This window comes from Bacillus salacetis, assembly GCF_003581585.1.
Taxonomy (GTDB): Bacteria; Bacillota; Bacilli; order Bacillales; family Bacillaceae_B; genus Rossellomorea; species Rossellomorea salacetis.
Genome location: NZ_QXIR01000001.1, coordinates 129536 through 144726, shown reverse-complemented (window position 1 = coordinate 144726; position 15191 = coordinate 129536). Strand labels below are relative to the sequence as shown.

Annotated in this window: 14 protein-coding genes; 7 read left to right on the top strand and 7 right to left on the bottom strand. The window is 45.1% G+C overall.

The genetic code is table 11. The features are described from left to right. Positions 1-26: 26 nt before the first annotated feature. The 4 genes from D3H55_RS00745 to D3H55_RS00730 all read right to left on the bottom strand — a co-directional run bounded on the left by D3H55_RS00745 (position 27) and on the right by D3H55_RS00730 (position 4826). Positions 27-1118, bottom strand: a complete 1092-nt coding sequence (locus D3H55_RS00745; RefSeq protein ID WP_119544891.1) for a Ger(x)C family spore germination protein — start codon at positions 1116-1118, stop codon at positions 27-29. After that, on the bottom strand, positions 1115-2203 hold the full coding sequence (locus tag D3H55_RS00740) for a GerAB/ArcD/ProY family transporter (RefSeq protein ID WP_119544890.1): 1089 nt from the start codon (positions 2201-2203) through the stop codon (positions 1115-1117). Before D3H55_RS00740 ends, D3H55_RS00745 begins: the two co-directional genes overlap by 4 nt. A 17-nt stretch (positions 2204-2220) precedes the next feature. After that, positions 2221-3726, bottom strand: coding sequence for a spore germination protein (locus D3H55_RS00735; protein ID WP_119544889.1), 1506 nt, complete (start codon positions 3724-3726; stop codon positions 2221-2223). A 131-nt stretch (positions 3727-3857) separates the two neighbouring features. Then, entirely contained in the window at positions 3858-4826 is a 969-nt protein-coding gene (locus tag D3H55_RS00730) for an ABC transporter substrate-binding protein (protein WP_119544888.1), read from the bottom strand. 207 nt (positions 4827-5033) lie between these two features. Between D3H55_RS00730 and D3H55_RS00725 the strand changes: the two genes are divergently transcribed. The 5 genes from D3H55_RS00725 to D3H55_RS00705 all read left to right on the top strand — a co-directional run bounded on the left by D3H55_RS00725 (position 5034) and on the right by D3H55_RS00705 (position 8996). Continuing rightward, positions 5034-6023 carry a FecCD family ABC transporter permease gene (locus D3H55_RS00725; protein ID WP_119544887.1) on the top strand — a complete coding sequence of 330 codons (990 nt, stop codon included), beginning with the start codon at positions 5034-5036 and terminating at the stop codon, positions 6021-6023. A gap of 3 nt (positions 6024-6026) precedes the next feature. Continuing rightward, entirely contained in the window at positions 6027-7082 is a 1056-nt protein-coding gene (locus tag D3H55_RS00720) for a FecCD family ABC transporter permease (RefSeq protein WP_119544886.1), read from the top strand. A gap of 68 nt (positions 7083-7150) precedes the next feature. After that, a complete protein-coding gene (locus D3H55_RS00715) occupies positions 7151-7969 on the top strand; it encodes an ABC transporter ATP-binding protein (protein ID WP_119544885.1) in 819 nt (272 codons plus the stop codon). 11 nt (positions 7970-7980) lie between these two features. Beyond that, positions 7981-8748: an IucA/IucC family C-terminal-domain containing protein gene (locus D3H55_RS00710; protein ID WP_168412912.1), complete on the top strand. Its 768-nt coding sequence runs from the start codon at positions 7981-7983 to the stop codon at positions 8746-8748. Continuing rightward, positions 8748-8996 (top strand): YusU family protein, encoded by a 249-nt coding sequence (locus tag D3H55_RS00705; RefSeq protein WP_119544884.1) that lies wholly within the window; start codon positions 8748-8750, stop codon positions 8994-8996. Before D3H55_RS00710 ends, D3H55_RS00705 begins: the two co-directional genes overlap by 1 nt. Positions 8997-9428: 432 nt before the next feature. Here D3H55_RS00705 and D3H55_RS00700 read toward each other — a convergent pair whose 3' ends face one another. Both D3H55_RS00700 and D3H55_RS00695 read right to left on the bottom strand, forming a co-directional pair. After that, complete coding sequence (locus D3H55_RS00700; protein ID WP_119544883.1) at positions 9429-9770, bottom strand: spore coat protein; 342 nt, start codon at positions 9768-9770, stop codon at positions 9429-9431. An 18-nt stretch (positions 9771-9788) separates the two neighbouring features. Continuing rightward, positions 9789-10049: a hypothetical protein gene (locus D3H55_RS00695; protein ID WP_119544882.1), complete on the bottom strand. Its 261-nt coding sequence runs from the start codon at positions 10047-10049 to the stop codon at positions 9789-9791. A 272-nt stretch (positions 10050-10321) separates the two neighbouring features. Here D3H55_RS00695 and D3H55_RS00690 point away from each other — a divergent pair, with 272 nt between their 5' ends. Continuing rightward, positions 10322-11239: a proline dehydrogenase family protein gene (locus D3H55_RS00690; protein ID WP_119544881.1), complete on the top strand. Its 918-nt coding sequence runs from the start codon at positions 10322-10324 to the stop codon at positions 11237-11239. Between the two features lie 1209 nt (positions 11240-12448). Here the strand turns inward: D3H55_RS00690 and D3H55_RS00675 are convergent. Further along, the gene (locus D3H55_RS00675; RefSeq protein WP_119544880.1) at positions 12449-12580 is read right to left on the bottom strand and encodes a YuzL family protein; all 132 of its coding nucleotides are present in this window, start codon (positions 12578-12580) and stop codon (positions 12449-12451) included. Positions 12581-12779: 199 nt separating this feature from the next. Here D3H55_RS00675 and D3H55_RS00670 point away from each other — a divergent pair, with 199 nt between their 5' ends. Next, on the top strand, positions 12780-15164 hold the full coding sequence (locus tag D3H55_RS00670) for a 3-hydroxyacyl-CoA dehydrogenase/enoyl-CoA hydratase family protein (protein WP_119545172.1): 2385 nt from the start codon (positions 12780-12782) through the stop codon (positions 15162-15164). Positions 15165-15191: the final 27 nt, after the last annotated feature.

The window sequence follows — 15191 nt, the reverse complement described above, 5'->3', positions numbered from 1 at the left end:
AGGGAAGGGCGGTGTATCTCTACTCTCTATTCAACTGTACCAGATTCAAGGATTTTGACCTTCGCCCTGACTTTGATATTGGCATTCGGGTACAAAACCGAATCCCATTCCTTGAAATCAAATTTTCGTACCCCGTGCTTTTGGCGCTGGCCGAATCCCATGGGATCGATTCCTTCTTCTTGAAACTTCTTCAACATACTGAGACAATGCTTTTCAATATCTTCTTCCATTTTCTTCTCAATGTCTTTAATCTTTTTGGGGGTTAGGCTTTTCCCGGTATACTCCTTTATGATTCCTTTAATTGTAATGGTTATGGTTATATCAACTGGCCTTGCTGTATGGGAAATATCGATTTTATGTTTGGACTGCAGGCTTGTCACAGATGCTTCCACACTTCTTTGCATATCTTTACTGGCTTCAGACAGTTTGACCACCTGGTTCCCTTCACTGTACTTATCAGAAAGGAGCTTGAAGTAGAACATTTCAGTATTGTCGATTTCATGCACAAGCTTGTCTTTCTTGAAGAGCGCTATCCCTTTGATGCCAAGTGTCCCGTCGTCGATTTTTTCAATGATGGGAAGGTAGGGGGTGTGCCCTTTTTGATAATAAGTAAAAAGGAACAGGTGCAGATTTGTCTGTGACAGATCTCCCCGCCTGATATTATGGTCAATTAAATTGGCAATATAATTGGAGGTTCCCTTGAGCCCATAGTTCCCTCTTAAAATATCTTCAGCAGGTCCATCACTGATTAAAAGCAAGACTCGTGCTCCAACACTTGCATCACGCTGAAGGGAATCGGCAATGTGCAGGATTCCTTCCTTGGCCATATCAGATGAAATGAGGACATTCTCCAAGCTGCCTCGGACGAGGGGCATTTCTGATTTCTTTTGTAAAAGGTTCAATACTTCCCGGGTGGAAGGGGCCTCTACAGATAAGGTGACATTTTCAATTTTCTTATCGGCTAAATACCTGGAATAAAGTGCAGTTCCTCTAATGGTGTTTTCCCCGGCCACATCATATCCCTTGGCTGTTTCGATATTCAGTTCGTCAAGAATCTCCTTTTCAACGCAGCCTGTAAGCATAAATAAACTCAAGACAATTAAGATAAACTTTCTCATTTTTTCTTTTTCACCTTCTTCATCAAGAATATCATCAATAGAAGAAAAGGAATGAACCCAAAGTTGAGATAAAACCCTACCTTACTGGTAAGGTCGTTTAAAAGGTTGATTTGATTGCGTTCCTGTATAAAGCTAACAGAAGCGACTCCAAGAGCAGCAAGAATATATAATACTTTTCTCTGGCTAACCTTGAAAGACCGTTTGGCAATCCTGCTTGCACACCATAAAGCAATACAAACATTCGGCAGGATGATAAGGCACCAGTTGGCAATCCCGATATATTCAAAACGTTCCACAAAAGGCAGTTCCACGATTTTCCACATTGAAAGAGTGGCCCAAACCGTTTTCTCAAGCTGCTTCTCGCTAAAGAAAGCAAAACTTATTATTGTCAATGCCGTGAATATTATCGTCGTCAGCAACAAACCCCTATGAGCCCATTTTTGGGCTTTTTCGCCATCTTTAATATATGGATAAAAGATCAGGAGGGTTTCATAGCCCAGAAAACTCAGTGTCATATCCCGGGTGGACTTCAGCATATCCAGTGCGGAATGATCCCATACGGGAAGGATATTCCTGAAATCTGAAAACGGGAAGGTAAAGCCGAATGACAGAAGCAGATAGGCAGGCAGGACGGTCCCGAAGAATGCAGTTCCTGCCACAATCCGCAGTCCTCCGCTCACAACATAGACAACGAGCAGGAAGAATAATAAGGCAAAGAACCAAGGCTCTATCCGCGGGTACATCCAGACTTGGATGACTTCTATATACGTACGGGTGACAGTGACGGTAATCAGGCAGAAATACAACAGGTATACAGTATCAAATAGTTTGCCCAGCCACTTTCCGAATGCAAGTTGATTGGCTTCTATCAAATCCCCGCCGCCTTTTTGCACTACCTTGAAGATGAAAAAGGTGATGACATTGGTGAGCAGGCCGGCAGCGATGACAGCCATCCAGCCATCATATCCGGCACTTTGGGCAATGATCCTCTGGAAGCCAAGCACCCCTACCCCAACCTGGATGGAATGGATAAGAAAGAATACGATAAAAGGCGATATTTTTCTGTTTTCAGGAACTGGATTCATAACAAGACCTCCGCCGGTTATTCATCAATATCGAGTTTCTTTTTGCCTTCCTGGGGACTGAACCTGCGGGGGTTCTTTGTCCGCATGAATTCCGGACGCTTGCTTTGAGTGTGGAATGGAAAGCGAATGATGGCATCCTTCATGTCATACACCCGGGGAGGATATAGTGGTTCCAGAAACGGTCTTCCCAGTGAAGTTAATCGAAGGAGATGGGTCATCAGGATACTAAAACAGAACACAATGCCCAGCAGTCCCCAAAGCTGTGCAAAAATCAGGAAGGGAAATCTTAATATCCTGATCGTGTTACCCATTTTGTAAACAGGTGTCGTAAAGGAGGCAAGTGCAGCAAGAGCTACCAGGATCAAGAGGACATTACTGGTCAGCCCAGCTTCAACAGATGCGGTTCCGATAACGATCCCTCCCACGATACCGATTGTCTGGCCGACCTTGGTGGGCAGCCTGGCTCCGGCTTCCCGCAGGAGTTCAATCGTCAGTTCAAGAAACAGGGCCTCCAGAATGGGTGGAAGCGGGATTTCCTGCCGGGATGTAATGAGTGTGGCCATAAGGTCTTTCGGTATCAATTCATAGTGATACGTAAGGGCTGCGACATAGATAGGGGTAATCAGGATGGAGAACGCAACAGCGAATACCCGTACAAGCCTGAAAAAAGAGGAAACCAGGTAATTTAGAAAATAATCCTCATAGGCACTGAAAAATTCAACCAACGTTGTCGGACCGATGAGGGCATGCGGAGAACCATCCACCAGCACTACAACTTTGCCTTCTATTAAAACGGAGGCAGCACGGTCAGGCCGTTCCGTATCCAATAGCTGCGGAAACGGAGAATTGGAATTGTCGGCAATCAGTTGTTCCACAAAGGAACTGTCATTGATCTGGTCAAAGTCAATGGCCTTAAGGCGCTGCCTCATTGTTTGTACATTGTCCTGGTCGGACAAGCCGTCTATATACAGCAAGGATGTCTTTGTATGGGTCAATCTCCCGATAACGAAATCCTCTATTATCAATTCCTTAATCGGAACTCTTTTACGAAGCATATTCAAGTTCTGATCAATCGACTCGACGAAAGCTTCTTTCGGCCCGACTACACTGAACTCGACCTGTGGCTGTGATACCTGCCGGACGACTTCTTTTTGTGCCGCAATGAAGGCAAAGCGTGATCTTTCATTTTCTGTTTTTAAGAGGACATATCCATTCATAAGCTTTTGTTCGATCTGGCTTTCATCATCAGAGAGCTGAATATCAATTACCGGTGCAAGCTTCTTGATATCATCAAGTGTTTCGAAATGCTTGCCAAGCAGTGAGGGGAGGACATCTTTCTGCATGATGTCTTCATCAACCAGTGTTGATAGAAAGTTCAATCCAAATCGCAGGCTGGTATGTTCGTTATAATAGAAAATCTCTTTATAGTCAGTTGACTTCCTGACAAGCTTTTCGAAGGATTCCTGTGTTTTTTTCTTCTTGTTTCTATCGGTGCCCTTTTTTCGGCTGAATAAAGAAAACATTGATTTCACCACTCTTATAATTACTCTAGTGGTAGTGTTTCCGGTTTGCGGGGATTTATGAAAAAAGTGGAGGGAAAGGAGAAATATCTTTAAAATATAAAAAGCCTGCCAAATTTGGCAGGCTTACATGTTTATTGTTCTAAAAAGTACTTTTCGATATCATCCAGCATCAGGTTGGCTGCCAGTACACCGCCGGCAGTGTTCCAGACAGGATCGCTGACTTCGTATACTTTTCCTTCCTGCGCTACTTCAAGCTTCTGGAAGAGTGGGTCGTTCACCCATTCTTCAGCAACCTTGTTTGCTTCTCCGTCACCTGTTTCATAAGCAAAGTAGAACAGAATGTCTCCATCCATTGCAGGGATTCTTTCTTTGGTTACACCTTTTTCTGCAAAGTCATCTACATTCTGGCCTTCAGGGCGGGCAAATCCCAATTGATCGAGAATGACACCGGAGAAGGAATCTTTATGGTAGATACGCACATCAGTCGGCATGAAGCGAACCATGGATACTTCCATATTGAGCTTATCTCCGAGTTCAGCTTTCAGGTCTTCGATACGCTGATCGTATTCAGCAATGACTTCCTGGCCTTTTTCTTCTTTATTAAGTGCTTTGGAATATAGTTCGAAATTTTCTTTCCAATTTCCGCGCAATGTTTCTGCAAATACAGTAGGTGCGATGGCCTTCAACTTGTCATATTGCTCTTCCTGGCGCATTTTGTTTCCGATGATCAAGTCGGGCTTTAATTTAGCGATGGCTTCTATGTTCAGTTCGCTCTCCGTTCCGACAACTTCCACATCCTTCATTTTATCAGCAATATGATCATACCAAGGGTCGCCGATCCAGGATTGAACAGCCCCTACAGGTGTGACATCCATTGCAAGAAGGGCTTCTGTACCTTCATTTGTCAGGATTACCACGCGTTCAGGTTCACCTTTTATTTCAGTCGTCCCCATAGCATGTTCTACAGTATAGCTTGTTTCTTCAGCAGCTTTGTCATCGCCGCCATCCGCTTCTTCTTCATTGTTAGAATTGTTTGTTCCGCAGGCTGCAAGAACAAGAATGGAAGCAAGAATGAATAAAGACAGTAAAAAACGACGCATATGTAATTCCTCCTGTTTGGTTGATAATGATTTTCATTTGCGTTACTCCAAAAACTATATTAGAAGATAACGTTTGCAAAGTCAACAATTAATTGATAATGATTTTCAAAGTCATTGACTCATAATCTTTTATTCTCTAAAATGGGTAGTGGAGAAAGCGTTTTTGTACTTACTTATTATATATGTTTTCACAGAAGGGTTAAATATATGAGAAGATCAGGAATTCAGGCATTGATATTATTAACAGCATTATTATTATTCGTTCTGTTCGTCGGAATGAGTATTGTTTACGGCTATACAGACACTACCTGGAAAATGGCTTACCAGGCGTTAACCAATGGGAATGACTCCACCGAGCATCTGGTCATACAGACTGTCCGTCTGCCACGTGCCCTCATTGCCGCCGCTGTTGGAGCTTCATTAGCCATTGCCGGCGTATTGATGCAGACATTGACAAAGAACCCCCTTGCATCACCTGGGATATTTGGAGTCAATGCCGGCGCGGGTTTCATGGTGGTCATTGCAGTCACCCTGTTCAATGTATCCAATCTGCAGAGCTTCACCTGGCTGTCTTTCTTTGGAGCAGGACTTGCTGCCGTTGCTGTATATGTGATCGGTTCAGCCGGAAGGGAAGGCCTGACACCGATGAAGCTTACATTGGCGGGAGCGGCTATAACAGCCCTGTTCTCTTCTTTCACCCAAGGATTTCTGGTCCTGAATGAAGCTGCCTTGGAACAGGTGTTGTTCTGGCTGGCCGGGTCGGTACAGGGAAGAAGCCTTGATATATTGAGCGGTGTCATTCCTTATCTCCTTATCGGATGGATCCTTGCCCTTATCATCGGCAATAAGCTGAATGTCCTGGCAATGGGAGAAGATGTGGCGAAAGGGCTTGGTTTGAAAACAGGACTGATCAAGCTGGTATCTTTAATCATCGTTGTGTTACTTGCCGGCGGATCGGTTGCTGTAGCCGGGCCGATCGGCTTTGTAGGGATTGTGGTCCCGCACATCGCAAGGAAGATCATTGGTGTCGATCATCGATGGCTCCTGCCCTTTGCCGGATTGACAGGCAGCATCCTGCTCCTGGCCGCAGATATCGGTGCCAGGTATATCATCATGCCGCAGGAAGTCCCGGTAGGTGTCATGACCGCCGCTATGGGCGCCCCGTTTTTCATTTACATCGCAAGAAGGGGGTTTTAGCGGATGAAAGGGTATATTGCCAGACGATTTTTCAAAGAAAAACTATCATTTCTCATAGATTTATCAGCTGTAAAGAAAATCCTTATTTTACTTGCGGTTACAGCCATTATATTTATCCTCAGTACCGGGCTGGGTGATATGAACATCAAGCCATGGACAGTGTTAAGCGTGTTCTTTGGCGGAGGCGAAGATCTCGAACAGCTTGTGGTCAAATCTTTCAGGCTGCCGAGAATCATTGTTGCCCTGCTGGCAGGCATGTGCCTGGCGGTTTCAGGTGCGCTTCTGCAAGGCATGGTCCGCAACCCGCTCGCTTCCCCTGATATCATTGGGATTACTGGCGGAGCCGGAGCAGCTGTTGTAGGGTTTCTGGCCATTTTCAGTGACGAGAATAATGCATTGACTGTGAGCATCCAATGGCTGCCGCTTGCAGCGTTCATCGGTGCAGCAGTCGTAGCGTTTTTGGTTTACTTCCTGGCATGGAAGAATGGGGTTTCCCCCGTCCGTCTTGTTCTCATTGGAATCGGGATATCTGCCTTGATGCAGTCCATCATTACGATGCTGATGATCTTAGGCCCGATCTTCAGGGCAAGCCAGGCGAATATCTGGATAACGGGAACAGTTAACGCTTCCAATTGGAAAGATGTTTATATCCTGCTGCCATGGACTATGATACTGATTGTGATTGCCTTTGTTCTTTCCCGAAATGTCAATATCCAGGAGCTTGGTGAGGAAATAGCCACCGGAGTGGGGAGCCACATCCAAAGACAGCGGATGATTCTTCTGACTCTGGCTACCGCATTGGTCGGAGGTGCCGTTGCCTTTGCAGGAGGAATCGGATTTGTCGGTTTGATGGCACCCCACATGGCACGACGCTTGGTAGGCTCTTCCTTCGGCGCATTGCTGCCGGTCGCAGCATTGCTGGGAGGGACACTCGTCATGATCGCCGACCTCGTGGGCCGGACGCTGTTTCTGCCGCTGGAAGTGCCGGCAGGTGTTTTTACAGCAGCAATCGGTGCCCCGTACTTCATCTATTTACTATTTAAGACAAAAAATGCATAAGCTTTTAATATGAATTTACTGTAAAATTAATGGAGTTTAGCAGTTAATCTAAAGGAGATGACCCACGGATGACACAATCTCTGCAAACCGAATCCCTTACGTTAAGTTATGGAGACCGAATTATCATAGATGAGCTTGACCTCGAAATCCCTAAAGGGGAAATCACTGTATTCATCGGCGGCAATGGCTGCGGAAAGTCGACGCTCCTGCGTTCATTGGCGAGGCTGCTAAAGCCGCAGACCGGCTCTGTGCTGATCGATGGCAATGCAATTGCAAAGCTGTCCACAAAAGATGTAGCCAAGAAATTAGCGATCCTTCCCCAGTCACCGACAGCGCCCGAAGGACTTACGGTACTGCAGCTGGTCAAACAGGGAAGGTACCCTCACCAATCATGGCTGAAGCAGTGGTCCCAAAAAGATGAGGAAATCGTAACAAATGCTCTTAAAGCAACCAAGATGGAAGAGTTCCAGCATAGAAGGGTCGATGAACTGTCAGGAGGCCAGCGCCAAAGAGCGTGGATTGCGCTGACGCTTGCACAGGATACGGATATCATTCTTCTGGATGAGCCCACAACCTACCTTGATATGACTCATCAAATCGAAATCCTCGATCTCCTATTCGAATTGAATGAAACGGAAGAGCGGACCATCATCATGGTGCTGCATGACCTTAACCTGGCATGCCGCTATGCCCATAATATTGTGGCGATACGAGATCAGAAGATCTTTGCCCAAGGAAAGCCCGAGGAAGTCATCAGCTGTAATTTGGTGAAAAATGTTTTTGATATGGACTGCCAGGTAACCAGCGATCCATTATTCGGGACCCCGCTTTGCATCCCTTATGGAAGAGGCCGTTGTATCATCAAAGAAGTAGCTGAAATGAAATGATGGCAGCCTCATTGTCTGATTGGGAGAAAGAGTGGCTTTCTTCCTTCAGGCTGTATACAAAGTTGCCGGGAGGCAGGGAAAACACTTCGGCAGAACAATTGGTCAACCCTGAAGGATTAGAACGTTTCCTTAAGAACTATTCAGGGAAAATCGGAAGTGAAGATAGAAAAGCCCAGTCTTCACTTCTGGTGAAGCGATATGCTTTTTTAGCCGTCATTTCCCTGTTCACCTTCTCTGCCTTCAATAAAAAGCTGAATGTATCCCCGGCCAATGTATTCCTTGCAGATGGAAACAAGAACGGTTTATGGATGCCAGGTTTCTGGCTGGTAGACGATTCTGCCCAGTCTGTTAAAGATAGGGAAAAAGAAAGGGAAGAAGCTGCCAGGGAAGTGTTCCTGGATCATCTATTCCCTCTTATAGATTCAGTGAAGATTTCTACTGGCCTTTCCGATTTGATTTCATGGGAAAATGTGGCGGTTTATATGTTCTGGATCTATGAGGGATTGATTGAGCACGAAGATCTTCAGCACGCCCGATCCCGAATGGAAGAGGATTTCCGGTGGCTGCTGGACGACAGCAATGCCGGTTTGTTTGGCCCTTATAAGAAGAACCCCCTGGCCCGATACCACTCTGAAAAACAATATGTAAGGGAACAGGACAGCGACCTTAGGGTGAGGTTGACGTGCTGCTTCTCCTACAAATTGAGAGGCGGGGAGGGGAACCGCTGCAAAACCTGCCCGCAGACCTGCAATGTGAAATATCCTAAAGGAGTGAGGTAATGGAGAACTTTGACGGACAATTTGACGCATTGATCGATAAATATACTGAACTGCTTCTTGGCGAGTCTTCACCAGACCTGAAGGATAACGTAACGAGATGGATCATCTATACGCATATTGCCAAATCCATGCCGCCGCTGGCCAAGCATTGGAATTCGGAATTCCCTGAGGGCAAAGAAGAAATCAAAAGGATCATCACGGAAATCAAAAAGATGAACGAAGAACATAGAGATAAAAAAGATAAATGAGGGGAAGCCGGCTGTGACGTGGATCAGCTGGCTTTTAGTTTTCCTGTGGATGAAAACAATGAAAGCGGATTTCTTGTAACCGGGCTGGCATGAGGGGACGTGGTTTCGAAAAAAGCAAACAGAATATGAAGAAGTACTGGCAGTAAGAGAGCGTGGTTTCGTTAAAATGAGCAGGACACACCATCGGTAGCAGCAGTAGTAAAATGTAGAATTTCCGAAATTGAGCGGATAGTGGATCAGAGAACTTTATCAACAAACAAAGGCTGGGACAAAAGCTTTTCAGTAACTAAAAAAGCCGAACTATTTTAGAAATGCTATCGTAGCATTTTAGATTAGTTCGGCTTTTTGAATTCAATTAGATCTTAAGTGAAATGAGCATTCGGCTATAGACGCTAATAAAATAGTTATGTCCCAGCCTCGCTGATCAATTAATCAATGAACACTATTATAGGGGAACTGTGAAGCATACTGTTGATGCTGCTGGTATGACTGCTGCAGCTTCTGGGCATCAGCCGCCTCAAGGCTGTACCAGCCTTTGCGGAACATACTGTTATAAAGGCTGCGCTGCGTGTTCTGTGTCTCATTGAAGATTGTCAGCAAATCATGGTAAAGGGCGTCATGACTCGCTTCATTAAGGGCAGTGCAGTAAGCATCTGTCATATATTTCTCCATGCTTAGAATATCATTTACTAAGTCACGGTCGTTCATTTGGGGAGTCTCAGGAACTTGGGTTTTGGGATTTTGGATTTTTTGCTGTGATTGATTCTGATTCATATTGGCTGCACTTCCTTTCTACATTGTTGTTGGAGCAGGGTTGTCTGGGTTTAAGTGGGAAAGAATCTGCTCATAGTGGCGCTGATGCATTTCCCCGCATTTATTGATTTCCGCTTTCAATTCAGCATCCTGGCAGTGGCCCGCTGCAAAATAGGCTTTTTTCATTGCCAGCAGATTCCATGAAAGCATATCATTTAAGTATAGAGAATCTTTGGTTGTCAAGACCTGCGGGGGCTGCTGCATAGCGCCCTGCTGCTGATTGTTTTGCTGTTGCTGCATAGGTGTTCCCTCCTTTGATTTTTGCAAAGTTATTGTTCCTCTTACCAGCCCGCATATACACTAAATGACAAATTGTGATAAATTTCTTCATTTCGATGTTTGAACTATATTCAAAAACGGATAAAGGTGATAATATAAATTTATAAACATGGAACCGATTTAAGGGGCAAGCAGTCCTAGTTGACGACCTCAGCCACTTGATTGCGGGCATCCAGACTAACTAAAAAGAAACCGCTTTCATAGTGAAGCAAATGTTACAGGGGGTAAATGACATGGAACAAGTAATGCGTAACTTTTTTTTATTCTTATCGAAGAATAAGCCATTGACAAAAGTAGCCAAGAAATATGGTCTGCGTTTCGGGGCAGCCCGATTTGTAGCTGGTGAATCCATTGACCTCGCTGTCGAAGCAATCAAGGGATTGAACAAACAGGGGTTATCCGTAACGATCGATTATCTTGGGGAATTCATTGATAATGAAGCAGAAGCAAACGAAATGGCTGATCAATGCATCGAAGCCATCAAGGCAATCGGGCGTGAACGAATTGATTCGCAGCTTTCATTAAAGATGACCTCTATGGGATTGGATCTTTCCGAAGAGATCGTTATGAACAACATGAGAAGAATCCTTGATGTTGCCCAGGAGTACGGTGTGTTCGTCACGATTGATATGGAGGACTACTCCCGCTGTGGAAAGACGATCGATATCTTCAAGCGCCTTAAATCAGAGTACGATAACGTCGGCACTGTCATTCAGGCTTATCTGTTCAGAACGGAGAAGGATATGGAAGTGTTGAATGAATACTCTCCAAACCTCCGTCTTGTAAAAGGTGCTTATAAAGAGTCGCCGCTGGTGGCTTTTCCAGATAAAAAGGATGTTGATGAAAACTTCAAGAAAATCATCAAGATGCACTTACTGAATGGGAACTATACTGCTGTAGCCACACACGACGATGCAATGATCGAGTACACAAAGCAGATCGTCGAAGAATACAATATCCCTCATGATCAATTCGAATTCCAAATGCTTTACGGGATCCGTGTAGAAAGGCAGCTCGAGCTTGCCAAGGAAGGGTATAAAATGCGCGTATATGTTCCATATGGTACGGATTGGTACGGATACTTCATGCGCCGCCTGGCGGAAAGACCGGCAAACGTAGCATTTGTTTTAAAAGGAGTCATCAACAAATAATTGTTAGTTTGGAAGATTAACAGAATATCGCCGAAAAGACCGCTGGGAGTGTACAGCGGTCTTTTGGCATTTTAGAGATGTTAGGTGTCAATAAGTCTGGGAGTGATTTCAAGAACGGGAAGAAGGAAGTAAAAGCCTAAAAGTGTCTTGAAACGAGTCTTTAAGACATGAAAGAGGAATTATGAGCTTGAAAATGTCTTGAAGCGAGTTTTCAAGGACATTTTCAAGGAAGATTGAGGCGGAAAGTGTCTTGAAACGGATCTTCAAGGACATGAACGAGAAATTTTGAGCTTGAAAATGTCTTGAAATGGATCTTCAAGGACATGAACGAGGAATTTTGAAGCGGAAAGTGTCTTGAAATGAGTTTTCAAGGACATGAACGAGGAAGATTGAGCTGGAAAGTGTCTTGAAAGGGATCTTTAAGGGCATGAGCGAGGAATTATGAGGTGGAAACTGTCTTGAAACGGATCTTCAAGGACATGAACGAGGAATTTTGAGGTTGAAAGTGTCTTGAAACGGGTCTTCAAGGACATGAACGAGGAATATTGAGGTTGAAAGTGTCTTGAAATGTGTTTTCAAGGGCATGAACGAGGAATTTTGAGGCGGAAAGTGTCTTGAAACGGATCTTCAAGGGCATGTAAAAAGAAACGAACATTCAAAATATGTCTTGGAGGAAGCGGCCCATCTTATGAACGGCCGCGTCCGCTTTTTATCAATCCAGCTCCAGCGCCCAGCCCCTCGGGGTCAAATAACCCGAAGAGAATAAAAGGAAAGAGCGCCTTTTTTCTCTTCGGAACATTTGCCTGTCGGGTCTGATCAGGGCGCATCCGCTTTTTATCAGTCCAGCTGCAGCGCCCAGACCCTCGGGGTCATAAGCCAATCTGTCAAGAAGGTTAGAGAGCAACCTTCCCGCCGTCTCGTCTTATGCCTGTCGGGTCTGATCAGGGCGCATCCGCTTTTTATCAGTCCAGCTGCAGCGCCCAGACCCTCGGGGTCATAAGCCAATCCGTCAAGAAGGTTAGAGAGCAACCTTCCCGCCGTCTCGTCTTATGCCTGTCGGGTCTGATCAGGGCGCATCCGCTTTTTATCAATCCAGCTCCAGCGCCCAGCCCCTCGGGGTCAAATAACCCGAAGAGAATAAAAGGAAAGAGCGCCTTTTTTCTCTTCGGAACATTTGCCTGTCGGGTCTGATCAGGGCGCATCCGCTTTTTATTTCTTATATTGATTATTTTGGCTGTTTACTTTTCCGCCGCCGTCGTGCTCGACTGTCGGGCCGGCGTCACCTTTTACGCTTGCTGCGCTGATTCCTGCTTTAGATGGGTTTTTCTTTCTTTTGGCCATGAATATCACCTCCATTTATAGATTTTCCTAAAGAGATAAAAAGATTATTTTTAGAAAATTTATCATTTTTTAAACTTTAAGATATTGCAGTCTTTGGTAAAATCTTATATTATTAGAAGTAACAAAACTCATTCGCGATATTTTTTTGAAGGAAAAATGAATGAGTGTTCATTCAAGTTATACAAAGGGGGAAGAAATATTGGCTCGTAAAATTCAAAAAGCAGCAGTACTGGGATCGGGTGTCATGGGGTCGGGCATTGCAGCCCACCTGGCAAATATCGGTATACCTGCCCTGCTGCTGGATATAGTACCGGGGGAATTAACAGACGAAGAAAAAGCAAAAGGACTTTCATTGGAAGACAAAGCTGTCCGCAACCGCATGAGTGAAGGAGCTTTAAAAAAACTGCTGAAGCAAAAGCCGGCACCGCTTACTTCTAAGAAGAACCTTGCTTTGATCGAAGCAGGAAACTTTGAAGATGACATGGAAAAGTTAAGCGAATGTGACTGGATCATTGAAGTGGTCGTTGAAAACCTGGACATCAAGAAAAAGGTTTTTGAAAATGTGGAGAAACATAGAAAACAAGGAAGCATCATCAGCTCGAATACATCAGGCATTTCAATTGAAGCCATGTCAGAGGGCCGATCTGAGGACTTTCAGAAGCATTTCCTGGGGACGCACTTCTTCAATCCGCCTCGTTACTTGAAGCTGCTTGAAGTGATTCCAACCGAAAAAACAGATCCTGAAGTGCTGTCATTCATTAAATCGTTTGGTGAGGATGTACTTGGAAAAGGTGTGGTTCTAGCAAAAGATACACCAAACTTCATTGCTAATCGAATCGGGACATACGGTCTGCTGGTAACACTGCAGGAAATGCTGAAAAGCGGTGTAAGTGTCGGTGAAGTCGATTCCATCACAGGTCCGGTAATCGGCCGTCCAAAGAGTGCAACATTCCGTACCCTGGATGTCGTGGGGCTTGATACTTTTGCGCACGTTGCAAAGAACGTTTATGACCAGGTAGAAGGAACAGAAAAGAAGGTTTTTGAAATCCCTGCTTTCATGGAGAAAATGCTTGATAACGGGTGGCTTGGATCAAAGAGCGGCCAAGGCTTTTATTTGAAACAAGGCAAGGAAATCCTTGAACTTGATACAGAAACTCTCGAATATGGCCCTCGTAAAAAAATGAAAACCACATCCACTGAATTAAGCAAGCAGGAAAAAGGACTGCCGAACAAAATGAAAGCGCTTGTATATGCAGATGACAAAGCAGGTGCATTCTTATGGAATATCCTTTCTCCGGTCCTTCTTTATTCTGGAGAACTGCTTGGGTCCATTGCGGATGATATCGTATCGATTGACCAGGCAATGAAATGGGGCTTTGGCTGGCAGCAAGGACCATTTGAAACATGGGACAGCATCGGGGTTGAGAAATCAGTCAGCAAGATGAAGGAAGAAGGCAGGGAAGTCCCGGCGTGGATCTCGGAAATGCTTGGAGCCGGCCATACATCTTTTTATAAGGAAGTAGACGGTGAGCAGTATTTCTACCTTAATGGTGAATACAAACAAATCGATAGAAATCCTAAAGTGATAGATTTGAAGCTTCTGAAGAAACAAGGGAAAGTGATCAAGAAGAACTCGGGTGCAAGCTTGATCGATATCGGGGATGGCGTTGCACTTCTGGAGTTCCACTCACCGAATAATTCAATCGGTTTGGATGTCGTCCAGATGATCAATTACTCTGTCACGGAAGTGGAAAAGAATTTCAAAGGGCTTGTCATTGGGAACCAGGGCAAAAACTTCTGTGTTGGAGCAAACCTGGCGATGATCCTCATGGAAGCCCAGGATGACAATATCTTTGAAGTGGATATGGTTGTCCGCCAATTCCAGCAGGCGATGATGAATATCAAATACAGCAAAAAGCCTGTTGTTGCGGCTCCGTTCGGAATGACGCTTGGCGGCGGTTCTGAAGTATGTCTTCCGGCAGCCCATATCCAGGCTTCCATGGAAACGTACATGGGACTTGTAGAAGCCGGTGTCGGCCTGATTCCAGGAGGCGGCGGAAACAAAGAGTTATATATTAAGCACCTCGATATGATGCCTGAGGGAATCGATTTTGATCTGCAAAAGGTGGCCAATAAAGTATTCGAAACGATTGCGATGGCTAAAGTGTCGACTTCAGGAGATGAAGCGAGGGACAATAACTTCCTTTCCGATTCAGATGGTGTGAGTGCAAATGGCGATCACCTGCTGTATGACGCGAAGCAGGCGGCACTGGCCCTAAGCGAAAGCGGCTACACTCCTCCAGTCAGGAGAAAGGTTCCGGTTGTCGGTGAAACTGGATATGCAGCACTGATCCTTGGAGCTCAGGCAATGTATCACTCTGGATATATTTCCGAACATGACCTCGTAATCGCGAAGAAATTGGCAAATGTCATTTCTGGAGGCAAGCTTCCGTTCGGTACAAAAGTTGATGAGCAGTACCTGCTCGACCTTGAGAGGGAAGCGTTCCTCAGCCTTGTCGCACAGCCAAAATCACAGCAGCGCATGCAGCATATGCTCGTAAAAGGAAAGCCGCTGCGCAACTAATCATAATGAGATTTTTTACTAGAAATG